Source organism: Streptomyces sp. NBC_01304 (genome assembly GCF_035975855.1).
In the GTDB taxonomy this organism is placed as follows: domain Bacteria; phylum Actinomycetota; class Actinomycetes; order Streptomycetales; family Streptomycetaceae; genus Streptomyces.
This window is the reverse complement of record NZ_CP109055.1, coordinates 2,259,106-2,282,676: the sequence shown is the minus strand read 5'-3', so window position 1 is coordinate 2,282,676 and position 23,571 is coordinate 2,259,106. Positions and strand designations below refer to the sequence as shown.

Genomic DNA, 23,571 nt, shown 5'->3' with positions numbered 1-23,571 from the left:
CATGCGCTTCCGGCACCCCGACGGCTCCACCCTGCACCTGGCCTACTGCACCAATGTGCACCCGGCCGAGACCCTGGACGGCGTCCTCGCCCAGCTCCGCGACCACTGCGAGCCCGTACGCAAACGCCTCGGCCGCGACCGCCTCGGCATCGGCCTCTGGCTGGCCCGGGACGCCGCCCGCGCCCTGACCGCCGACCCGGCCGCGCTGCGCTCCCTTCGCGCCGAACTCGACCGGCGCGGCCTCGAAGTGGTCACCCTCAATGGCTTCCCCTATGAGGGCTTCGGCGCACAGGAGGTCAAGTACCGGGTCTACAAGCCCGATTGGGCCGATCCCGAACGCCTGGAACACACCACTTCCCTGGCCCGCCTCCTCACCGCGCTGCTCCCGGACGACGTCACCGAAGGCAGCATCTCGACCCTCCCGCTGGCCTGGCGCACCGCCTACGACGACGAGCGCGCCACCACCGCGCACGCCGCGCTGAAGACCCTCGCCGAACGCCTCGACGCCCTCGAGGACCTCACCGGCCGCTCGATCCGCATCGGCCTGGAGCCCGAACCGGGCTGCACGGTGGAGACCACCGCCGACGCCATCGCCCCGCTCACCGCCATCGGCCACCCCCGCATCGGCATCTGCCTCGACACCTGCCATCTCGCCACCTCCTTCGAAGACCCGCAGTCCGCCCTGGCCGCCCTCGACCGGGCCGGTATTCCCATCCCCAAGGTCCAGCTCTCCGCCGCCCTGCACGCCGCGCAACCCCATCTGCCCGAGGTGCGCGAGGCGTTGGCCGCCTTCGACGAACCCCGCTTCCTCCACCAGACCCGCACGGCCGGCCCGACCGGTCTGCGCGGCACGGACGACCTGGGCGAAGCCCTCGCCGCGGCCGGGCGCGCACCCTCGCCCTCCGCCGAAGCCCTCGCCGCGGCCGGGCACGCACCCTCCGCCGAAGGTCTCGCCGCGGACGGCCCCGCACGCACCATCGAAGCCCTCGCCGCAGCGGGACCCGCGCACACCACCGAAGCCCTCCCCGTCACCACCCCCTGGCGCTCGCACTTCCACGTCCCGCTCCACGCGGCCCCCGCCCCGCCGCTGACCTCCACCCTCCCGGTCCTGCGCGACACCCTGACCCGCCTGGTCGGCGGCCCGCACCCGCGCACCCGTCACCTCGAGGTGGAGACGTACACCTGGCAGGCCCTGCCGCCCGAGCTGCGCCCCCACAACCGCACTCAGCTGGCCGACGGCATCGCCGCCGAACTCACCCTCGCCCGCGACCTGTTGACGGACCTCGGCCTCAAGGAACTCCCATGACCACAGCCACCCCGGACCCGGCCGAAGCCACCACCGAAGCCACCGCCACCGGCTCCTCCGACCCCACCCCCCTCCTGGTCCTGGACGTCGTGGGCCTCACCCCCCGCCTCCTCGACCACATGCCGAACCTGAAGGCCCTCGGCCAGTCCGGCTCCCGTGCCGAGCTCGGCACCGTCCTGCCCGCCGTCACCTGCGCCGCCCAGTCCACCTTCCTCACCGGTGCCCTGCCCGCCGAACACGGCATCGTCGGCAACGGCTGGTACTTCCGCGACCTCGGCGACGTACTCCTGTGGCGTCAGCACAACGGCCTGGTCTCCGGCGACAAGCTGTGGGACGCCGCCCGCCGCACGCACCCCGGCTACACCGTCGCCAACATCTGCTGGTGGTACGCCATGGGCGCCGACACCGACTACACCGTCACCCCCCGTCCCGTGTACTACGCCGACGGCCGCAAGGAACCCGACTGCTACACCCGGCCCCCGGCCCTCCACGACGAACTCACCGCCAAATTCGGCACCTTCCCCCTCTTCCACTTCTGGGGCCCCGGCGCCGACATCGTGTCCTCCCGCTGGATCGTGGACGCGACCCGCCACATCATCGACACCCGCCGGCCCGACCTGGCCCTCGCCTACCTTCCCCACCTCGACTACGACCTGCAGCGCTACGGCCCCGACGACCCCCGCTCCCTGCAGGCCGCCACCGACCTCGACCAGGCCCTCGCCCCGCTCCTCGCCGACGCGAGAGCAGAGGGCCGCACGGTGGTCGCCCTGTCCGAGTACGGCATCACCCGCGTCAGCCGCACCATCGACATCAACCGCGCCCTGCGCAAGGCCGGGCTCCTGGAGGTCCACACCCAGGACGGCATGGAATACCTCGACCCGATGGCGTCCCGCGCCTTCGCCGTCGCCGACCATCAGATCGCCCACGTCTACGTGCGCCGCCCCGAGGACATGGACGCGACCCGGCAAGCCCTCGACGGCCTCGACGGAATCGAGCAACTCCTCGACGACGAGGGCAAGAAGAAGCACGGCCTGGACCACCCGCGCTCCGGCGAACTCGTCGCCGTCGCCCAGCCGGACGCCTGGTTCACGTACTACTACTGGCTCGACGACAGCCTCGCGCCCGACTTCGCGCAGCTCGTCGAGATCCATCGCAAACCCGGCTACGACCCGGTCGAGCTCTTCATGGACCCCGAAGACCCCTATGTGAAGGTCAAGGCGGCAAAGGCCCTCGCACGCAAGAAGCTCGGCATGCGCTACCGCATGGCGGTGGTGCCCCTGGACCCGTCACCTATTCGCGGCAGCCATGGTCGCCTGCCCGATGACCCGAACGACGGTCCGCTCATCCTGTGCTCCACCCCCCACGCTGTCACCGGCCCCATCAAGGCCACCGATGTGAAGTCGCTGCTGCTCCACCTCGCGGGCCTCGGCTGAGTTCGGCCGAGCGTCGAACGCCCTGCCGATCCCGCACGAACAACTGAACCAGACGCCACTGACAATGCCCCTTGACCTCGGAGGAGTTCCGTATGAGCCGCACACCCGCAGACCCCGAACTCACCCGCCGACTCAGCAGACGCGGCATGCTCGGCGTCGCCGCGGGCGCCACCGCAGCCGCCCTCGTCGGTGCCGCGGCGACCCCGGCCGCCGCGCAGCCCGCACCGCAGGCCGCCACCGGCGGCCGCGGCCGCCCCGTGCTGCCGCCCGGCCGTCTCGGCATCCAGCTCTACAGCCTGCGCGACAAGGTCTCCACGCTCGGCTTCGCACCCGTCTTCGCCGAGCTGCACAAGTACGGCTACGACGAGGTGGAGTACGCCGGCTACGGACAGGGCTCGGCCGGCCCGATCACCCTCGCCGAGCTGAAGCAGCTCACCGCCGACCACGGCCTCAACGCCATAGGCAGCCACGTCGGTTACTACTCCGACGACCCGAACGCGTACACCTTCGCGCAGAACCTCACCAAGGTCCTCGACGACGCCCAGGCGCTCGGCCTCAAGCACATCGGCACCGCCTCCGGACCGTTCCGCTACGGCTCGACCGTCGACGGCTGGAAGCGGGCCGCCGAGGAGTTCAACACGTACGGCGCGGCGGCGAAGAAGCGCGGCATGAAGTTCTACCAGCACAACCATTCCGAGGAGTTCTCCTTCGCGACGGACAAGCCGAACGTCCGCCTGTACGACGTGCTCCTCGCGGAGACCGACCCCGAGCTCGTCTATCTGGAGATGGACATCTTCTGGGCGTACTCCGGGCAGTTCCGCTTCTCCCAGCAGGTGGACGGCACCCCGCGCCCCTTCGACCCGCTGCGTTACGTACTGAAGCAGCCGCACCGCTACCCGTTGTTCCACGTCAAGGACGGCATCAAGGACCCGACCAACACGTACGGCTATCGCATGACCGATGTCGGCGACGGCGACATCGACTACAAGACGTTCCTGTCCGAGGTGACCCGCAGGTCCCACAACGGCCGTCGCTACCACCACTGGCAGGCCGAACACGACCAGCCCGTCGAGTCGTTCGCCTTCGCCCGCAAGTCGAGCGAGCACCTGCATTCGCTGCGGGAGAGGTGCGGCGACTGACGTACGCGCCTTCGCGGGCAGCCCCGCGCAGGCACCCGGGCACAGGCCAGGGCCCGGCCACCGCAACCGGTGGCCGGGCCCTGATCGTCGGCGTCCCGCGCGGTCAGTCGGTCAGTCGGTCTCCCGGCTGATCGGCTGGGGGTTCGGCTTGGTGACGGGCCGCCCCCGGTAGTCGCGTCCCGGCGCCTTGAGGAACAGCGCGATGACGAACGCCACCAAGGACAGGGATCCGGCCAGGGTGAACGCGCCGTTCAGCCCCCACGCGGTGACCGCGACGGAGCCCATGCCCGCGCCCAGGCCGGAGACCAGCTTCGAGCTGTACACCATGCCGTAGTTGGAGGCGTTGTTGTTCTCGCCGAAGTAGTCGGCGGTCATGGCCGCGAACATCGGGAAGATCGCGCCGCCGCCGAATCCGGAGATCGCGGAGAAGATCAGGAACAGGGTCAAATTCTGCATGCCGGCTGCCCAGATGATGCCGAACTGGGAGAGCCCGAGCACGATGCAGACGAAGAGCAGGCATTCCTTGCGCCCGTACCGGTCGGACAGCCAGCCGATGACACCGCGGCCGGTGCCGTTGACGATGGCCTTCAGGGACATGGCCGTCGCCACGATCCCCGCGGCGAAGCCGGCCGACTCCCCGATGTCGACCTGGAACGAGATGCCGAAGATGTTCACGCCCGAGGTGAACGCGAGACAGACCCACATCACCGCGACACGGCCGGTCTTCCAGGCCTCCTTGGGCGACATCTGCTTCATGGCCGGCGGGTTCTTCTGCAGCGAACGGGCCGCACGCGGGTCGGCCGGCGGGTGCAGCGGGTCGACCTCGGCCGGCCACCAGTTACGCGGCGGGTCCTTGAAGAAGAAGCCGGCGTACGCGACGGCTCCGGCGAGGAGCAGCCCCGCCGAGACCAGCACCCAGCGGTAGTTGGACGCGTCCATGTAGCCGTGGAAGAGGAAGACGAAGGGCACCGAACCGTAGGCGAAACCGCCGTTCACGAAGCCGGTCTTGCCACCCTTGCGTTCCGGATACCACTTGCCGACCATGTTGACGCAGGTGGCGTACACCATGCCGGCGCCCATGCCGCTGAACATGCCGAACCCGATGACCGCCAGCATGACGTGCGGTGCGAAGGCCAGCGACAGGTAGCCGATGAAGGTGCCGGCCGCGCCGAGCATCATCGCCCAGCGAGCGGGCAGCTTCCCGGACTCACGCAGCTTTCCGGCCGGGAATGCGACCGCGGCCTGGAAGAACACCCAAGTGGTGAGCATCCAGTAGATGCTGGTGCTGGACCACGCGTGTGCCTCGTGCAGGGTGTCCTCGGCGGACGCGAACGCGTACTCCGCCGAGCTGATCCCCATCATGCCGATCCACGGCAGGATGACCATCCACTTGCGCTTGCGGCCCATGATGTCGATGTCGGTTTCGCCGACGCGGAACACCCGGCCGTTCTTGTCCGTCACCTCCCGGTAGGGAGCCGACGTCGGTATTTCGGTTGTTGTCATGTTGCTAAGCACCCCTTGCGTCGAAAAGAGCTTGGCCAGCGCCCCCTGTCCAATGCCTTTCGTGTGCGCCTGGGTCATGGGACGGCCTGCGCGCACCGCCTGCCGTCCCGCTCGCTCATGGACTCATGGGCCACCTCCGAGCAGCCCCGCCGCCCGCGCCCAGCGGTACTTGGCGCCGAGCGCGGCGACCGGCTTCTCGGTCGTGTACGGATAGGCCACGACCCCTCGCGCGAAGAGATACCGGCAGGCCTCCTCGACCTCGACGTCACCCGCGAGCGACGCCACGACCGGCTTCTCGATGCCCCGCTCCCGGAATTCGGCCACCACGCGCGCGGTGAGCTCGGCGAAGACCATGGGAGGCGTGACGACGGTGTGCCAGTAGCCGAGGACCAGGGAGTGGATCCGCGGGTCCTCGAGTCCGAGACGGATGGTGTTCTCGTACGTCGACGGGGGTTCGCCCCCCGTGATGTCGACGGGGTTGCCCGCGGCCCCGAACGGCGGGATGAAGGCCCTGAAGGCCGCGTCCAGGTCGTCCGGAATCTCCATCAAGGAGAGGCCGTTGTCGTACGCCGCGTCACTGAGCAGTACTCCCGAGCCCCCGGCGCCGGTGATGATGACGACGTTGTCGCCCTTGGGTGTCGGCAGCACCGGCAGCGCACGCGCGTACTCGAGCATCTCGTTCAGCCCGGGCGCCCGGATGACGCCCGCCTGCCGCAGGATGTCGTCGTACACGGCGTCGTCGCCCGCGAGGGCGCCGGTGTGCGATCCGGCGGCCCTGGCGCCGGCGGCCGTGCGTCCCGCCTTCAGGACGACGACGGGCTTCTTCGGAACGGTCGCCCGCGCGGCTTCGACAAAGGCGCGTCCGTCCTTCAGATCCTCCAGGTGCATGGCGATGCACTCGGTGTGCGGATCCTCGCCGAACCAGGTCAGCAGGTCGTCCTCGTCCAGGTCGGCCTTGTTGCCGAGCCCGACGATCGCCGAGACCCCCGTACCGGTCGACCGGGCGAAACCCAGGATCGCCATCCCTATGCCGCCCGACTGGGAGGTCAGCGCGACCGGCCCCTTCACGTCGTACGGCGTGCAGAAGGTGGCGCAGAGGTCCTGCCAGGTCGAGTAGTAGCCGTAGATGTTCGGCCCGAGCACCCGCACCCCGTGCCGCTCGGCGATCTCCACGACCTCGTCCTGCAGGGCGTGTTCACCGGTCTCCGCGAACCCGGAGGGGATCAGTACGGCGTTGGGAACGCCCTTCTTGCCCACCTCCTCCAAGGCCGATGCCACGAACTTGGCAGGGATCGCAAAGACCGCCACATCCACCTCACCAGGCACGTCAGTGACACTCTTGTACGCCTTGCGGCCCAGAATGTCATCGGCCCGGGGATGCACCGGATGGATCTTTCCGGGGAAACCTCCGTCGATGAGATTGCGCATGACCGAATTGCCGATCTTGCCCTGCTCGTTGGAGGCACCGATCACGGCGACCGACCGCGGCCGCATCAGCCGCCGCATCGACGTGAGGATCTCCTCCCGGCCGTACGTACGCCGCTGCCGGGGCGGATCCGTCGCCAGGAGCACCCGGATGTCCGCGGCGAACGCGCCCTGCGGGGTGGCGATCACCGGGTTGAGGTCCACCTCGGCGATCTCCGGGAAGTCGGCGACCAGTTCGGAGACCCGCCGGATCTGCTCGGCAAGCGCCCACCGGTCGACCGGGGGAGCGCCGCGCACCCCGCGCAGGATCTCGGCCGCCCGGATCGAGTCGAGCATCGACAGGGCCTCGTCGCCGTCGACCGGCGCGAGCCGGAAGGTGACGTCCTTCAGCACCTCCACCAGTACGCCGCCGAGCCCGAAGGCGACCACCTTCCCGAAGGTCGGATCGGTCACCGCGCCGACGATCACCTCGGTGCCCCGGGGCAGCAGTTGCTGCACCTGGATCCCCTCGATGCGCGCGTCGGCGTCGTACGCCCGGACGTTCTTGACGATCTCGTAGAAGGCGGCCCGCACCTCGCTCGCGCCCCGCACCCCGACGACGACACCGCCGGCCTCGGTCTTGTGCAGGATGTCCGGGGAGACGATCTTCAGCACCACCGGCCCGTCGCAACGTGCCGCGTACGCCACCGCCTGGTCCACGTCGCGGGCCAACTCCTCGCCCGGCACGGCGATCCCGTACGCGTCCGCGATCACCTTGCCCTCGGGCGCGGTCAGCGACGTACGCCCCTTCGCGCGTACGGAATCGAGCAGCGCCCGCACCGTGCGCACACGGTCCTGGGTCAGCACGTCATATCACCCCGCTCGACCTGAGCAGGCGCAACTCCTCGTCGCCGAGCCCCAGTTCGCCGACGTACACCTCCTCGTTGTGCTCGCCGAGCAGCGGCGAACCGGTGACGTCCACGGGGGAGTCGGAGAGCTTCAGCGGGGAGCCGACGGTGATGTACTCGCCGCGCTCGGCGTGCGGGACCGTGACGACGATGTCGTTCGCGATCAGCGACTCGTCCTCGATGATCTCCTTGGTGGAGAGGATCGGCCCGCACGGGATGTTGCGCCGGTTCAGCTCCTCCAGGACCTGCCACTTGGGCAGCGTCGCCGTCCACTCCTCGATCAGCTGGAACATCTTGGAGAGCTGGGGCAGCCGGGCCTCCGGCGTCGCCCACTCGGGGTCCTCGGCGAGCTCCGGCCGGCCGATCAGCGCGGACAGCGGCTTCCAGCCGACGGGCTGCACGATGACGTACACGTAGTCGTTCGGCCCGCCCGGCGCACACCGCACCGCCCACCCAGGCTGACCTCCGCCGGAGGCATTGCCCGAGCGGGGAACTTCCGTGCCGAAGTCGTCGTTTGGATATTCGGCGAGCGGGCCGTGGGCCAGGCGCTGCTGATCGCGCAACTTCACCCGGCAGAGGTTGAGCACGGCATGCTGCATGGCCACGTTGACCCGCTGCCCGCGCCCGGTGTTCTCCCGCTGGAACAGCGCCGCGAGGATCCCCGCGACGGCGTGGATTCCGGTGCCCGAGTCCCCGATCTGCGCACCCGTGGCCATCGGCGGCCCGTCCTCGAAGCCGGTGGTCGCCATCGACCCGCCCATGGCCTGGGCCACGACCTCGTACGCCTTGTAGTTGGTGTACGGGCCCTCACCGAACCCCTTGATGGAGGCATAGACGATCTTCGGGTTGATCTCCTTGATCCGGTCCCAGGTGAACCCCATCCGGTCCACCGCGCCCGGGCCGAAGTTCTCGACCATGACATCGCTGCGCCGGATCAGCTCGGTGAGGATCTCCTTGCCGCGCTCGGTCTTGGTGTTGAGGGTGATGCTCCGCTTGTTGGAGTTGAGCATCGTGAAGTACAGCGAGTCGACGTCGGGCAGGTCGCGCAGCTGCTTGCGCGTGATGTCCCCGGTCGGCGCCTCGAGCTTGACCACGTCCGCACCGAGCCAGGCGAGCAGCTGGGTCGCCGAGGGGCCGGACTGTACGTGCGTCATGTCGAGGACGCGGATGCCTTCCAGAGCTTTGGTCTGCGTCATGGGCACAGCGCTCCTCTTATCGGTGCGTGGGCTGGGTTGGTGAGGTCGAGGCCTCTGGCGCGGGTGCGGGCTTCTGCCCTGCCGCGCGGGCGCGCCTCATGTCGAGGGCCGTCCGCTCGGCGGTACGCAGCTCGTCGAGCCAGGCCGCACGGCCGGCCGTCCCCGTGACGGCGTCGAGGACCGGGCCCGCGTCGCCGGTGTCGACGTGCACGACGGTCACGTGCGGGGAGAGCCGCTTCCCGTAATCCCGGCGAAATCCCGGTACGGCCCCGACGACGACGATCACATCGGCGTTGGCGAGGGCGTACGGGCGCGACAGCGCGAGCTGTCCGGGGCCACCGCTCGTCGCCTCGTCCGGCTCCGTTCCCGCGTACACGGGCACCTGACGGTTGCGTACGAAATCGGCTGCCGACCCGGCGCCGAGCAGGACGGCCGGACGCTCGGCATGCACCAGCACATCGGAGAGCCGGCTGATCCCATCGGGCATACGAAGTCCTTCCCTCTGCGGGGGAGTTGGCCTGGTCACGCGGCCCTCGCGGTAGATTGCATACAGTCGACGAATACTGTATGAAGCTTGTTATCCCGCATCCGGTGGGTGGTGTCCAGGGGGCGTGCGGCACTTATTGGTCAGGAGCCGAAAATGGACCTGTACGAACACCAGGCAAGGGAACTCTTCGAGCAATACGGGGTGTTGGTGCCAAACGCCGAGGTAGCGGACTCGGCGAAGGAAGCCCGGCGGATCGCCGAACGCCTCGGCGGCCGGGTGGTCGTCAAGGCCCAGGTGAAGACCGGCGGGCGCGGCAAGGCGGGCGGGGTGAAGCTCGCCGCGGACGAGGCGGCGGCCGAGATCACCGCCCGCCAGATCCTCGGCATGGACATCAAGGGCCACACCGTGGACAAGGTGATGCTCGCCCAACCGGTCGACATCGAGACCGAGTTCTATGTCTCGTACGTCCTCGACCGCACGGCCGGCCGCTTCCTCGCCATCGCCTCCGCCGAGGGCGGCATGGACATCGAGGAGGTCGCGGCCCGGCGCCCCGAGGCGGTCGCCCGCGTCCTCGTCGACCCCGCCACCGGCGTCACCGCGGACAAGGCGGCCGAGATCGCCGCGGCCGCGGGCCTGCCGCCCGAGACCGCCGACGTCCTGGTCAAGCTGTGGACCGTAATGGTGGAGGAGGACGCGGTCCTGGTCGAGGTCAATCCGCTCGTCCGCACCAAGGACGGGCAGATCCTGGCCCTCGACGGCAAGGTCACCCTCGACGACAACGCCCGCTTCCGCCAGGCGCGTTGGGCCCCGGCGACCGAGGCGGCGTACAACGACGGACTGGAGGCGACCGCGGCCGCCAAGGGACTCAACTACGTCAAGCTCGACGGCTCGGTGGGCGTGATCGGCAACGGCGCCGGACTGGTGATGTCGACCCTCGACGTGGTCGCCGGCTGTGGCGCGAAGCCCGCCAACTTCCTCGACATCGGCGGCGGCGCCTCGGCCCGGATCATGGCCGACGGCCTCAATGTCATCCTCTCCGACCCCGAGGTGAAGTCCGTCTTCGTGAACGTCTTCGGCGGCATCACCGCCTGCGACGCCGTCGCCGACGGCATCGTCCAGGCGCTGGACTCCGTACGCCTGACCAAACCCCTGGTCGTCCGCCTCGACGGCAACAACGCCGCCCGCGGCCGCGCCATCCTCGACGGCCACTTCCATCCGCTCGTCGAGCAGGTCGCCACGATGGACGGCGCCGCCCGCAGGGCCGCCGAACTCGCCCACTAGCCGCACCACTTGAGGAGGCAGCCATGGCCATCTACCTGACCAAGGAGAGCAAGGTCCTCGTCCAGGGCATGACCGGCAGCGAGGGCATGAAACACACCCGCCGGATGCTGGCGGCGGGCACGAACGTCGTCGGCGGCGTCAACCCCCGCAAGGCCGGCCGGACCGTCGACTTCGACGACCGCGCCGTCCCCGTCTACGGCACCGTCCGCGAGGGCATCGCGGCCACCGGCGCCGACGTCACGATCGTGTTCGTGCCGCCCGCCTTCTGCAAGGCGGCCGTCATCGAGGCCGCCGACGCGGGGATCGCACTCGCCGTCGTCATCACGGAGGGCATCCCGGTGCACGACGCCGTGACCTTCCAGTCGTACGCGAAGCAGCGCGGGACTCGCGTCATCGGCCCCAACTGCCCCGGCCTGATCACCCCCGGCCAGTCCAACGCCGGCATCATCCCCGCCGACATCACCAAGCCCGGCCGCATCGGCCTGGTCTCCAAGTCCGGCACGCTCACCTATCAACTCATGTACGAGCTGCGGGACATCGGCTTCTCCACCTGTGTCGGCATCGGCGGCGACCCCGTCATCGGCACCAGCCACATCGACTGCCTCGAGGCGTTCGAGGCCGACCCCGACACCGAACTCATCGTGCTCATCGGCGAGATCGGCGGCGACGCGGAGGAGCGTGCGGCGGCCTACATCCGCGAACACGTCACCAAGCCGGTGATCGGATACGTCGCCGGATTCACCGCCCCCGAGGGCCGCACGATGGGCCACGCGGGCGCCATCGTCTCCGGCTCGTCGGGCACGGCCCGGGCCAAGAAGGACGCCCTGGAGGCCGTCGGCGTCCGGGTCGGCGCCACCCCCACCGAGACGGCGCGGCTCGTGCTCGACCGGCTCGGCATCTGACCCCAACGGGCAGCCGCGGGCGGCCACTTACCCATTGCCCGAGTGATCACCCGTACCCGCCCAGTGACACCCCTCATAGGCGACCAGGACCGCTTCCCCTACCGTCCTGCGGCAAAGCCATGCACCACTCGCCCGCCCCGACTGTGCACCGTGAGCGGAGAATCGACGATGGCAACCACCCCTTCCTCCCCTACCTCTCCCACCTTCACCCTCAAGCCGGGAACCGCCTGGACCGACGCCTGGCAGCGCTGCCGGGCCGTCGCCCCCGAGGCGTTCCGCGACGACCACGTGCTCAACCTCTGGAACGCGACGTGGCAGACCGGCGGCAGCACCCTGCCCGCCACCTCCCCCGTCGACGGCACCCCGATCGCGGGCCCGCCCCGCCTCGACGCACCCACCGCACACCAGGCGGTCCGCGCCTCACTCGACCAGCACCGCGCCTGGCGCCACGTCCCGCTCCAGGAGCGCCGGGCCCGCGTCGCCGCCACCCTCGACGCCCTCACCGAGCACCGCGAGCTCCTCGCCCTCCTCCTCGTCTGGGAGATAGGCAAGCCGTGGCGCCTCGCCCAGGCAGACGTCGACCGGGCCATCGACGGAGTGCGCTGGTACGTCGACGGAATCGAGCCGATGCTCGAAGGCCGGGCGCCCCTCGACGGCCCGGTCTCCAACATCGCCAGCTGGAACTACCCGATGTCCGTCCTGGTCCACGCGATGCTGATCCAGGCCCTGGCCGGCAACGCGGTGATCGCCAAGACCCCCACCGACGGCGGCCTCGCCTGCCTCACCCTGGCCTGCGCCCTCGCCTCCCGCGAGGGCATCCCGGTCACCCTGGTCAGCGGCAGCGGCGGCCAGCTCTCCGAGGCCCTGGTCCGCGCCCCCGAGATCGGCTGCGTCTCCTTCGTGGGCGGCCGCGACACCGGCGCCGCGGTGGCCACCGCCGTCGCGGACCTCGGCAAGCGCCACATCCTCGAACAGGAAGGCCTCAACACCTGGGGCATCTGGAACCACACCGACTGGGACGCCCTGACCGCGGTCATCCCCAAGCTCTTCGACTACGGCAAGCAGCGCTGCACGGCCTACCCGCGCTTCGTGGTCCAGCGCTCGGCCTTCGACCAGTTCCTCGCCGCCTACCTCCCGGCCGTACGCTCCCTGCGCACCGGCCACCCCCTGGCCGTGGCAGACCCGGCCGACCCCCTGCCCGCCCTCGACTTCGGCCCGCTGATCAACCCGGCCAAGGCGAAGGAGCTGGCCGACCAGGTGGCCGAGGCGATCGACAGGGGCGCGGTCCCGCTGTACCGGGGCACGCTGGAGGACGGCCCGTTCTTGCCCGGCCAGGACACCTCCGCCTACCTGCCACCCGTGACCCTGCTCAATCCGCCCCCGTCCTCCCCCCTCCACCATGCGGAGCCCTTCGGCCCGGTCGACACGATCGTCCTGGTCGACACGGAGGCGGAGCTGCTTGCGGCCATGAACGCGTCAAACGGGGCCCTGGTGGCAACGCTCTCCACCGACGACCCGGCGACGTACGCCCGTCTCGCCCCCCAGATCCAGGCCTTCAAGGTCGGCCACGGAAAGCCCCGCTCCCGCGGCGACCGCGAGGAGCTCTTCGGCGGCTTCGGGGCGTCCTGGAGCGGCGCCTTCGTCGGCGGTGAGCTGCTGATCCGCGCGGTCACCCAGGGTCCGGCCGACGAACGGCTGCCGGGGAACTTCCCGGAGTACCGCCTGATGCCGTAGCCGCAGTTCCTCCCTGCGTAGCCATTCCGTCACTCTTGGTGAAACTCTGGGCCCGACCGGCGCCGACCCCGTGCGGCCAGCGGATATGCGGGTGAAGAGCACCTCGAAACCTTGGTATTGTTGTCCATGTCGCCGCGGGGTTACGGCCCCGGCGGGCGGCAGACACCTAGTCCGGGTGGCGGAATGGCAGACGCGCTAGCTTGAGGTGCTAGTGCCCTTTATCGGGCGTGGGGGTTCAAGTCCCCCCTCGGACACAAGCAGTACACCCAGCGGTGCTGGCCGACTCTTCGGCCGGCACCGTTTGTGTTTGGTGCCCCCCGATTCGGCGGGACTTCCCCGAGGCTGGTTCTGCGCCGGAAGTCTTGCGCCTGCTCTCCGAGCTGCCGGACACCGTCGGGTACGACGCGGAACTGTTCCGGACGAGCGAGTACAGGCGGCGATCATCTTGCTCGCCCACGGCAGCATCCGTCAGCTTCGGGCAGCCATTCAGCGCCTGACCCGAGGTCCGCGCAACTGCCGGCCATCTCCAAATTGTGTGTGGTGATCAAGGTCGGGTGCGCCCCGACTCCGCCACCCGGGCCCGTAGTTGAACCGGGCGTCGCGGAAGGCCCCTCGCGGCACCGTGAGGCACCCTCCCGAATGCGCCAACAGGGCCTAAATATGGCCGAGTTGGCGGCGTGGGGAAGGATTCATTCCGCCGCTGTCGTCGGCCTGTGGAACTCCCGTCATTGCAGGTCAGACGTGCGTCTTCGGCGGCAGGTTGCCTGCAAGTGGTGATCAATTGGTGAAACCAGTTCCAAAGCTTCAGCACAAATTGCACACATCCCCTCTTCAGGCAGCCGCCAATGGTCTAGATTGACCGTGCTTCACCTGGTTGAACATGAGGCAACCAGTAATGATCAATAGGTCCGGCGCTACGAACAGCCATCAGTTGCGTTCCCGACGCCAGGCCTGGGGGTGGCGAATTCTTGGGGCCCGCGAGGGGGCCCGGGGTGCGGGGAGCACCCGGGGTTTCGACGGGTTCTCGTGCACCTCGAGCGTCTGGCGGGACATGCGAGTCCACTGCCGCCTGGGTGGGTTGTTCAAGTAGCGCCGAAACGGCCGTGACACGGCCGGGCTGTCATGCACGGGGGGCGGGGAGTCCTCCTGGGGGGAGGAAGAGCGCGGCACGGGGGGCGGGGCCTCCCATGGGGAGGAACTGTGCGGGGGGCGGGGGCCTCCCGAGGGGGAGGAACCGTGTTGGGCGAACACGTCGGACCCACTGGCGACCTGGGGGGGTCTGTCCAGGAGGGCGACTTAGTCAGCCCGTTTCCGTCAGCGCACTGGCGCATGGCGAACGGGACAATCAGCCGGCCCGCGATCGACTGGGAGCAGCGGTACCGACGTACCGTGATCCTCAGCGACACCATGGCCACCGCCCTCGTGGTGGCGGCGATAGGCGGCTTCTTCGGGGCCCGGGATGCGGCCAACTGGCATGAGAAGTGGAGAATTCTCGCCTTCCTCACCGAGCTCCTCGTGCTGGGGTCGCTCGCGGTGAGCCGGGCCTGGGCGCCGGCCGTGCTCGGCCAGGGCGCCGAGGAATTCCGCAGACTCGGACGCTCACTCTTCACGGCGGCCGTCGTGCTCTCGCTCGGCGGGATCGCCCTCACCTCGCGGAACATCAAACTCTGGATCTTCGTCGCGATACCGGCGATCGCGCTCATCACCATGACCGAGCGATATCTCCTCCGTCTGTGGCTGCACAAACAGCGGATGGAAGGAAGATGCCTGCGCCCGGTGCTCGCTGCCGGGAGTCTGGCCACCGTGCGCGACCTGATCGCCCGGACCCGCAAATATCCGCATCTCGGCTGGCGGGTGGAGGCGGTCTGCACACGGGACGGACTCGGGCTCGACGGCGACCAGTTGGACGGAGTGCCGGTGGTCGGGATGCTGGCGGACGTCGCGGGCCACGTGCGCCGCGACGGCTACCGCGTCGTCGCGGTCACCCCGGATCCGCACTGGTCGCCGGACGGCCTGCAGCGGCTGGCCTGGAACCTCGAGGGCAGCGATGCCGAGATGGTCGTGGCCCCCGTCCTCATGGAGGTGGCAGGACCGCGGCTGCACGTCGACGCGGTGCTCGGGATCCCGCTCCTCCGGGTCAGCATGCCGACCTTCACCGGAGGCCGCCGGGCGGTCAAAGGGGTCGTCGACCGGCTGGGTGCGGCGTTCCTGCTGATGGTGTTCGCCCCGCTGATGGTGGTCGTCGGGCTGCTCGTCCTGGTGGACAGCCGGGGTGGGGCGCTGTATCGCCAGCGCAGAGTCGGCAAGGACGGCCGCGAGTTCACCATCTTCAAGTTCCGCACCATGGTCTCCGGCGCCCACAAGGCACGTGCCGGGCTGACCGACCTCAACGAGGGCGCCGGCCTGCTGTTCAAGCTCCGCCGGGACCCGCGGGTGACCCGGGTGGGAGCGGTGCTGCGCCGCTACTCGCTCGACGAGCTCCCGCAGCTCTTCAACGTGCTCACCGGATCGATGTCGCTGGTGGGCCCGCGGCCTCCGTTGCCGGAGGAGTCGGCCGCGTACGGCCCGGACATCAAGCGGCGGCTCCTGGTCAAGCCCGGGCTCACCGGTCTGTGGCAGATCAGCGGACGCAGCGACCTGCCGTGGGAGGAGGCGGTCCGCCTCGACCTGCGCTACGTCGAGGACTGGTCGCTCGCCCTCGACACAGTGATCTTGTGGAAGACCCTGCGGGCGGTGCTCCAGGGCCAGGGGGCGTATTGATGCGCGGGCGGCTGCAACGCGGTGGCCCGGCCGGCGCGTGGACCGCAGGCCGAAAGGGCCTGCCCAGGGGGAGGAACAGGACATGAGAGTAAGCGTCTTAGGGCTCGGCTACGTCGGCTGTGTGTCGGCGGCATGCCTGGCCAGCCTCGGCCACGAGGTCATCGGGGTGGACGTGAACCAGGTGAAGGTCGACCTGGTCAACGACGGCAAGGCCCCCGTGGTCGAGGAGCGGATCGGCGAGCTCATCGCCGAGGTCGTACGGACCGGAGCGCTGCGAGCCACCCGCGACGTGCGCGAGGCGATCATGGGCAGCGAGGTGTCGCTGATCTGCGTGGGCACGCCGTCGGAGCCCAACGGCAGCCTGTGCACCACGTACTTGGAGCGGGTCACCGAGGAGATCGGTGCCGCGGTGGCCGAGCGGGGCGGGCGGCAGACGGTCGTGTTCCGCTCCACCATGCTCCCGGGCACCTGCCTGAACCTCCTCGTACCGATCCTGGAGAAGTACGCCGGTACCGCCGGGGTGGACTTCGGGGTCGCGGTCAACCCGGAGTTCCTGCGCGAGGGCACCAGCGTGCGGGACTTCTTCGACCCGCCCAAGACCGTCATCGGCGAACTCGACGCGGCCAGCGGCGACGTGGTGGCGGCGCTGTACGAAGGCCTGCCCGGCGAGGTGTTCCGGGTACCGGTCCCGACGGCCGAGGCGATCAAGTACGCGGACAACGCCTTCCACGGCCTCAAGATCGGCTTCGCGAACGAGCTGGGCGCGGTGTGCCAGGCGCTCGGGGTGGACTCGCACCAGGTGATGGACGTGTTCCTCGCCGACCGCAAGCTGAACATCAGCCCCGCCTACCTGCGGCCCGGCTTCGCCTTCGGCGGCTCCTGCCTGCCCAAGGATCTGCGCAGTCTGGTGTACGCGGCCCAGCGGGCCGACGTCTCGGTGCCGATCCTCGCCCATGTGCTGCCCTCCAACGCCGACCATCTGCAGCGCGCGGTGGAGCTGGTCGAGCGCACCGGCAAGCGCAAGGTGGGCCTGTTCGGGCTGTCGTTCAAGCCCGGCACCGACGACCTCCGCGAGAGCCCGCTCGTCGAGCTGGCGGAGCGGCTCTTCGGCAAGGGCTACGACCTGAAGATCTACGACGCCAATGTGAGCCTGTCCCGGCTGCTCGGCGCGAACCGCGAGTACATCGAGACCCGGCTGCCGCACCTCGGGCAGCTGCTCGCGGAGTCCGTGGACGAAGTGCTCGAGCACGCCGAGGTGTGCCTGGTCGGGACCAAGGATCCGGCCGTCCTGTCGGCGCTGCCCCATGGCACCGGCCCGATGATCGTCGACCTCATCCGCATACCCGACGCCGACGCGCGCCGGGCCGAACCTGGGTACGTGGGCCTTGCTTGGTGACACAACCAGCGGAGCCGGGGCCTCCCGGCGCGCGCTGATCTTGGTGGAGAACCTGTCGGTGCCGTTCGACCGGCGGGTGTGGCAGGAGTGCACGACGCTGCGCGACGCGGGCTGGACGGTGCACGTCATTTGTCCCCAAGGGACAAAGCGGGACATGGAGTTGGAGGCGGAGGTCGACGGGGTGCGGATCCACCGCTACCCGTTGCGCGCGGCCACCGGAGGACCGGCCGGCTACCTGCGGGAGTACGGATCCGCGCTGTGGCACACGATGCGGCTGGCCCGCAAGGTCGGCCCGGTCGACGTGGTGCACGCCTGCAACCCGCCCGACCTGCTGTTCCTGCCGGCGCTGTGGCTGAAGCGGCGCGGCGCGCGGTTCGTGTTCGACCAGCACGACCTGGTGCCGGAGTTGTACCTCTCGCGGTTCGACCGCGGCAAGGATCTGCTCTACCGCGGTGTGTGCGCGCTGGAGCGGCGGACCTACCGGGCCGCGGATGTCGTGATCGCCACTAACGAGAGCTACCGGGACGTCGCACTCAGCCGCGGCGGCAAGCGGCCCGAGGACGTCTTCGTGGTGCGCAGCGCGCCCCAGGTAGAGCGGTTCCAACCGGTGCCGCCCGAAACGGAGTTGAAGCGCGGCAAGCCTCATCTGCTGTGCTACCTCGGCGTCATGGGCCCTCAGGACGGCGTCGACTACGCGCTGCGGGCCCTCGCGAAGCTGCGCGACGAGCTCGGACGGACCGACTGGCACGCGGTGTTCGTCGGCTCCGGCGACGCCTTCGACGCGATGGTGGAGCTGTCCCGGAAGCTCGGCCTCTCGGATCAGGTGCAGTTCACCGGTCGCATCCCGGACGCCGATCTGGTGCGCTACCTGTCCACCGCGGACGTGTGCCTCTCGCCCGACCCGCGCAACCCGCTCAACGACGTGTCGACCATGAACAAGGTCCTGGAGTACATGGCGATGGGCAGGCCCCTCGTCTCGTTCGACCTCCGCGAGGCGCGGGTCTCCGCCGGTGACGCCGCCGTCTACGCGGCCGCCGACGACGAGGCCGAGTTCGCCGGGCTCGTCGCGATGCTGCTCGACGATCCGGAGAAGCGGGCCCGCATGGGCAAGATCGGCCAGGAACGGATCGGCGGAGAGCTCTCGTGGCGGAACTCGCAGGCGGCGCTGCTCGACGCCTACGCCGCCGCCTGCCGTGACCGCGCCCCGGTGGCGACGGGCAACCCGGTCCGGACAGGGAAGAAGCCGCGCCGATGAGTGAAGACCCGATACGCCTGGTCACGATCGGCCGGATCTTCCGCCGGCGCTGGCGGCTGCTCGCCGCCCTCGCCGTGGTGGGCGCGCTCGTCGGCTACGGCGTCTCCGTGCTGTTCCCGCCGCGCTACACGACGTCGGCCTCGGTAGTGCTGCCGGGGCAGTGGGAGCAGCGCGAGCTGCTGACCCAGTCGGAGATCGCGACCAGTTCGGCGGTGGTCGACCGCGCGGCCGCCAAGCTCGACTGGCCGGGCGTCAGCGGCAGCGACCTGCGGGAGCAAGTGGGCGCCAAGGCCGCCGACGGGAACATCATCAAGGTCTCGGGCACCGCCGAAACCCCGGAGCGCGCACAACGGCTCGCCGACCAGGTGGCCAAGGAATTCGTCTCGTTCGCCGCGCGGATCGCGGGCGACCCCGGCGCGGCGACAGGGCCCGAGGCGCTGCGCAAGAAGGTGGAGCAGACCAGCCGCCGCATCACCGAGCTGGCCAAGGCGGCCGATCCGGGGCAGAGCGTGGAGAGCGTGCAGGGGCGCACCGAGCTCGAGAAGCTGCGGACCGCGCTGGAGGAGGCCATGGACAAGCTGGGCGAGACCGACCCGGCGGCGAACAAGTCCAGCATGGTCATCATGGGGCCGTCGCCCCGGCCGGCCGGCGAGGCACCGCCCACGAGGATGCAGTTGATGGCCGGTGGGGCACTGCTGTTCTTCCTGCTCGCGGTCATCGGCCATCTCACCGCCGCGCGGGCGAGCCGCCGACTGCGCACCGAAGCGGAGATAGCCGCGGCGCTGGGCTCGGCGTTCCTCGGCACCGTCGACGTGCCGGAGGAACGGTCCGCGGCGCGGTCGGAGGGCGGCGGCCTGTGGGCCCGGATCCGCCGGCTGCTCGGCCTCGACATCCGATGGGACACACCGGCCCCGCGGACGTCCGGCGACGAGGCCGGACGGAAGATCCGCTACCGGCGGGTGTGCGCGCGCCTGAGGGGTCAACTGCCCTCCCGCCGACGGCTGTTGGTCGTCGTACCGGACGGCGACGAGATCGCCCGCCGGGCCGCCGGACAGCTCGCCGCCGAGGCCGAGAGCGACCCTTCCGCCGGCGCTTCGAGCAGGGGAGACCTCATGCTGCGGGTGGTCGGAGTCCCGGTGGACCGCCCGGTGGTGCCGGACCGCGCCGCCGAATCCGGCGCCCTGATCGTGCTCAGCGAGGGGAGCCTGACCGCGACGGAGCTCGCCGGCCTCGCCGAGGCGTGTGCGGACGGCAAGCACGAGGTCGTCGGCTTCGTCGTCGCCGGGACGGTCCGGGTCACCGAGCCGCTGTCCGCCGGTCAACCTCCGGAGGGTGCCACGCTGGCGCTCGCCGTGCGCGGCCACGCGACGGGGGGTTCGGCGTGACGACGAGCACGACTTCGCAGTCCTCGCAGGCTGCTCCGCTGTTCGACCTGCAGGCGCTGGTGGTGGCGGTGCGCAGGCGCCGCCGCTTCTGGTGCGCCATGGCGCTGCTCGGCCTTCTTGCCGGCGCGGCGATCGCGGTCCTGATGCCGCCGCCGCCGACCGCGGTGACCAAGGTGCTCGTCGCGCACAAGGAGGACCAGCCCAACGACCCCGGAACGCTGATCCGCACCGACGTCGCGCTGCTGCAGACCACACGGGTCGCCGGCAAGGCCCTGGACGCCCTCAAGTCCCCGGAACGCCCGGAAGACTTCATGGGCGAGTACACGGCCACCGGCCTGACCAACAACCTGCTGCAGATCGAAGTGACGGGTGACAGCGACGCCGACGCGGTGGCCCGGGCCGAGGCGCTGGCCGACGCGTTCGTCGCCGACCACGTCAGGCGGATGCGGGAAGCCTCGAACGCCGAGGCCAAGACCCTGCTCGACCAGCGGGCCCTCCTTCAGGAAGAGCTCGCCAAGGTCAACAAGGCGATCGAGAGCCAGCCGCCGGAGAGCGACCCGGACGCTCCGGCCGAAGCCGAGTCGCTCTTCGCCCGCAGGGCCGAACTCACCTCACGCATCGACGACTACGGCCAGCGCTCCGCGGAGGCACGCCTCGGCGCTCCGCAGCTCATCGCCGGTACGCAGATCGTGGACGCCCCGCGCGCGGTGCGGCACTCGCTGCCCAAGGCGGCCGTCACCAACGCCGGGATCGGGCTCGTCCTCGGGCTCGTCCTCGGGCTCGCGCTGGCCGCGGTCGGCACGGTGGTACGGGACCGCCCCGTGCTGCGCCGGGCGATCGCCGCGAACCTGGGTGCCTCGGTCGTCGCGGAGCTGCGCCGGGCGTCCCTGAAGTCGGGCAGGCCCTGGCAGCGCCGACGGACCCGGGCGGCACGGACAAGGCTCACCGCGACCCTGGCCCGCGCCGTACGCGACGCCGCGGAACCGGTGTCGCTCCTCGAACTGGGCTGTGTACGCAGCATGAGCGCCATCGCCCTGGACCTCGCCGACGCCCTGGCGGAGGACGGTCCTGTGGTGATCATCGACGGCCTGCCCGGCCGGCAACTCGCGGACCGCCGCCAGAAGCCGGGCGACCCGACCGTGGTCAGCGGCGACCGCGCCGCGACCGTGCCGAACAAGATGCGCCGGATCGGCGTCGGCTCGGTCGCGCCCGGCACGGCATGGACCGACCTGCGGCACCTCGGCACCCAGACCGTGCTCGTGGTGCGTGCCGGGCACGGCAGCGCCGCATGGCTGCACACCGTGGCGCGGCAACTCGCGGACCTGGGCATTCCAGTGATCGGTGTGGTGCTGATCGACCCCGACCCGCGCGACCGGACCGACGGCACGCTGTGGGACGGGCTGCACACCGCGCTGCGCGGCCGTGCCGAGCGGCTGCCCCGGCAGAACGGGACGGGCCAACTGAGAACCGAGCGGCAGTCGATGGTCGCCGCACGAGTCCCGGACAGCGACCAGGAGGCACGGTAAGACATGTGTGGCATAGCAGGTACCTACCGATGGCCGGACGGGAAGGCCGTGACCGACCGGCTCACCGACACCCTCGCCCACCGCGGTCCGGACGGGGCGGGCCGGTACAGCCACGCCGCAGGGGACGGCGAAGTGCAGCTCGGGCACCGGCGGTTGAGCATCATCGACCTGTCCGAGACCGGCGCCCAGCCGATGGTCTCCGGTGGCCTCGCCCTCTCGTACAACGGCGAGCTGTACAACGCGCCCGAGCTGCGTGCCGAGTTGACGGCAGCCGGGGTGCGCTTCCGCGGCACCTCCGACACCGAGGTGCTCTTGGAGGCCTGGCGGCGCTGGGGCACGGACTGCCTGCCCCGGCTGCGCGGCATGTTCGCGTTCGCGGTCTTCGACGAGCGGACGGGTGAACTGGTCCTGGCCCGCGACCAGTTGGGCATCAAGCCGCTGTTCCTGCTGCGGCGCGGCAAGGGTCTGGTGTTCGCCTCCGAGCTGAAGGCGCTGGCCGCCGCGACCGGCGGGTCGCTGCAGGTGGACGACGCGGCCCTGGTGGCCTCGCTGCTCTACTACTGGGTGCCGGACTCGCGTTGCGCGTTCCGCGAGGCGGAGAAGCTGCCGCCGGGGAGCTGGCTCAGATGCCGGCCCGACGGCCGGGTGGAGCGCGGTCAGTACTGGAACCTGAAGGACGTCGCGGCCGAGGGCCAGGAACGGGCCCGCAGCGGCGAACGGCCGGACCTGGCCGCCATCGTCGAGGAGTCGACGAAGCGGCACCTGCTCTCCGACGTACCCGTGGCGACCTTCCTCTCCGGCGGTCTCGACTCCAGCTACCTGACCGCGCTCGCGGCCCGCCACCAGCCCGGGATCTCCGCGTACACGATCGGATTCCGCGCCGAGGACGCCAAGTTCGAGGCGATGCCGGACGACCTGCGCTACGCCCGGCAGGTGGCCGGGCAGTTCGGCGTCGACCTGCACGAGATCGAGATCGCGCCCAACGTGCTCGATCTGCTGCCGGAGATGACGTACCACCTGGACGAGCCGATCGGCGACCCCGCCGCGATCAACACCTTCCTGATCTGCAACGCCGCCCGCGAAGCCGGCATCAAGGTGATGCTCTCGGGGATGGGCGCCGACGAGCTGTTCGCCGGCTACCGCAAGCACCTGGCCAACCTGATCGCGCTGCGCTACCAGCGCGTCCCGCGGCCCCTGCGGCGCGGTGTGCACGCGGCCGTGGACCGGCTGCCGGTCGCCTCGGCCCGCCGCGGGTACCGGTCGGTGCGGTTCGCGAAGCGGTTCCTGTCCTTCGCTGACCTGCCGGAGGAGACCGCGTTCCGGCGCAGCTACACCATGTACGACCAGGACGAGCTGCTCGCCCTGGTCAACCCGGACCTGGCCGGGACGGTCGACGACGTACTGACCGAGCATGCGGACATCTACCAGGACAACGACCTCGACGACTTCGTCAACCGCATGTGCCTGGGCGACGCCCGGATGTTCCTGCCGGGCCTGAACCTCGCCTACACGGACCGCTCCAGCATGGCCGCGTCGACCGAGGTGCGGGTGCCGTACGTCGACGTCGAGGTGGTCAAGGCGGCGTTCGCCGTGCCCGGCGAGCGCAAGATCGTCGGACGGCAGGGCAAGGTCGTCCTCAAGGAGGCGGCCACCTCGATCCTGCCCAGGGAGATTGCGTACCGGCCCAAGGGCCTGTTCAGCGCGCCGCTGCGGGCCTGGATGAGCCGGGACCTGGCACCGCTGGTACGCGAGGTGATCAACGACGGCGTACTCGTCAACTCGGGGATCCTGCGCCGCGACGCGCTCGCGCGGATGGTCGCCGAGGACGCCGCAGGGCAGCGGGACTTCTCCAAGCATCTGTGGCATGTGCTGACCCTGGAGTACTGGTATCGCGGCGCGACCTCTGGCTCCGGCCAGAGCCGGGCGGCCTGACGTCGTAAGAGCAGGCGCCTGACC

The 23,571-nt window shown here is 70.3% G+C and carries 16 protein-coding genes and 1 tRNA gene; 13 read left to right on the top strand and 4 right to left on the bottom strand.

The window, feature by feature from the left end; genetic code table 11:
* The first annotated feature begins 1 nt into the window (after position 1).
* The 3 genes from eboE (at position 2) to OG430_RS09910 (ending at position 3,878) form a co-directional block, all read left to right on the top strand.
* Entirely contained in the window at positions 2 to 1,306 is a 1,305-nt protein-coding gene (gene eboE / locus OG430_RS09920) for a metabolite traffic protein EboE (protein ID WP_327352067.1), read from the top strand.
* On the top strand, positions 1,303 to 2,739 hold the full coding sequence (locus OG430_RS09915; protein ID WP_327352066.1) for a nucleotide pyrophosphatase/phosphodiesterase family protein: 1,437 nt from the start codon (positions 1,303 to 1,305) through the stop codon (positions 2,737 to 2,739). Before eboE ends, OG430_RS09915 begins: the two co-directional genes overlap by 4 nt.
* Before the next feature lie 92 nt (positions 2,740 to 2,831).
* Positions 2,832 to 3,878, top strand: coding sequence for a sugar phosphate isomerase/epimerase family protein (locus OG430_RS09910; RefSeq protein WP_327352065.1), 1,047 nt, complete (start codon positions 2,832 to 2,834; stop codon positions 3,876 to 3,878).
* Positions 3,879 to 3,989: 111 nt separating this feature from the next.
* Here the strand turns inward: OG430_RS09910 and OG430_RS09905 are convergent, their stop codons facing one another.
* The 4 genes from OG430_RS09905 to OG430_RS09890 all read right to left on the bottom strand — a co-directional run bounded on the left by OG430_RS09905 (position 3,990) and on the right by OG430_RS09890 (position 9,376).
* Positions 3,990 to 5,381 (bottom strand): OFA family MFS transporter, encoded by a 1,392-nt coding sequence (locus tag OG430_RS09905; RefSeq protein WP_327352064.1) that lies wholly within the window; start codon positions 5,379 to 5,381, stop codon positions 3,990 to 3,992.
* A gap of 123 nt (positions 5,382 to 5,504) precedes the next feature.
* A complete protein-coding gene (locus tag OG430_RS09900; RefSeq protein WP_327359029.1) occupies positions 5,505 to 7,649 on the bottom strand; it encodes an acetate--CoA ligase family protein in 2,145 nt (714 codons plus the stop codon).
* A 4-nt stretch (positions 7,650 to 7,653) separates the two neighbouring features.
* A complete protein-coding gene (gene frc / locus OG430_RS09895; RefSeq protein ID WP_327352063.1) occupies positions 7,654 to 8,889 on the bottom strand; it encodes a formyl-CoA transferase in 1,236 nt (411 codons plus the stop codon).
* A 16-nt stretch (positions 8,890 to 8,905) separates the two neighbouring features.
* The gene (locus tag OG430_RS09890) at positions 8,906 to 9,376 is read right to left on the bottom strand and encodes a hypothetical protein (RefSeq protein WP_327352062.1); all 471 of its coding nucleotides are present in this window, start codon (positions 9,374 to 9,376) and stop codon (positions 8,906 to 8,908) included.
* Between the two features lie 153 nt (positions 9,377 to 9,529).
* Here OG430_RS09890 and sucC point away from each other — a divergent pair, with 153 nt between their 5' ends.
* From sucC to asnB, 10 genes are all read left to right on the top strand, one after another.
* Positions 9,530 to 10,657: an ADP-forming succinate--CoA ligase subunit beta gene (sucC, locus tag OG430_RS09885; protein ID WP_327352061.1), complete on the top strand. Its 1,128-nt coding sequence runs from the start codon at positions 9,530 to 9,532 to the stop codon at positions 10,655 to 10,657.
* A 23-nt stretch (positions 10,658 to 10,680) separates the two neighbouring features.
* Positions 10,681 to 11,559: a succinate--CoA ligase subunit alpha gene (gene sucD, locus OG430_RS09880; protein WP_327352060.1), complete on the top strand. Its 879-nt coding sequence runs from the start codon at positions 10,681 to 10,683 to the stop codon at positions 11,557 to 11,559.
* A 168-nt stretch (positions 11,560 to 11,727) separates the two neighbouring features.
* Positions 11,728 to 13,293: an aldehyde dehydrogenase family protein gene (locus OG430_RS09875; RefSeq protein WP_327352059.1), complete on the top strand. Its 1,566-nt coding sequence runs from the start codon at positions 11,728 to 11,730 to the stop codon at positions 13,291 to 13,293.
* A gap of 169 nt (positions 13,294 to 13,462) precedes the next feature.
* A tRNA-Leu gene (locus tag OG430_RS09870) sits at positions 13,463 to 13,547 on the top strand.
* Positions 13,548 to 14,622: 1,075 nt separating this feature from the next.
* Positions 14,623 to 16,053 (top strand): sugar transferase, encoded by a 1,431-nt coding sequence (locus OG430_RS09865; RefSeq protein ID WP_327352058.1) that lies wholly within the window; start codon positions 14,623 to 14,625, stop codon positions 16,051 to 16,053.
* A gap of 82 nt (positions 16,054 to 16,135) precedes the next feature.
* Entirely contained in the window at positions 16,136 to 17,449 is a 1,314-nt protein-coding gene (locus tag OG430_RS09860) for a nucleotide sugar dehydrogenase (RefSeq protein ID WP_327352057.1), read from the top strand.
* Positions 17,439 to 18,704: a glycosyltransferase family 4 protein gene (locus OG430_RS09855; protein ID WP_327352056.1), complete on the top strand. Its 1,266-nt coding sequence runs from the start codon at positions 17,439 to 17,441 to the stop codon at positions 18,702 to 18,704. Before OG430_RS09860 ends, OG430_RS09855 begins: the two co-directional genes overlap by 11 nt.
* A complete protein-coding gene (locus OG430_RS09850) occupies positions 18,701 to 20,089 on the top strand; it encodes a Wzz/FepE/Etk N-terminal domain-containing protein (RefSeq protein WP_327352055.1) in 1,389 nt (462 codons plus the stop codon). Before OG430_RS09855 ends, OG430_RS09850 begins: the two co-directional genes overlap by 4 nt.
* The gene (locus tag OG430_RS09845; protein ID WP_327352054.1) at positions 20,086 to 21,615 is read left to right on the top strand and encodes a Wzz/FepE/Etk N-terminal domain-containing protein; all 1,530 of its coding nucleotides are present in this window, start codon (positions 20,086 to 20,088) and stop codon (positions 21,613 to 21,615) included. Before OG430_RS09850 ends, OG430_RS09845 begins: the two co-directional genes overlap by 4 nt.
* A gap of 3 nt (positions 21,616 to 21,618) precedes the next feature.
* Positions 21,619 to 23,547 carry an asparagine synthase (glutamine-hydrolyzing) gene (asnB, locus tag OG430_RS09840; RefSeq protein WP_327352053.1) on the top strand — a complete coding sequence of 643 codons (1,929 nt, stop codon included), beginning with the start codon at positions 21,619 to 21,621 and terminating at the stop codon, positions 23,545 to 23,547.
* Positions 23,548 to 23,571: the final 24 nt, after the last annotated feature.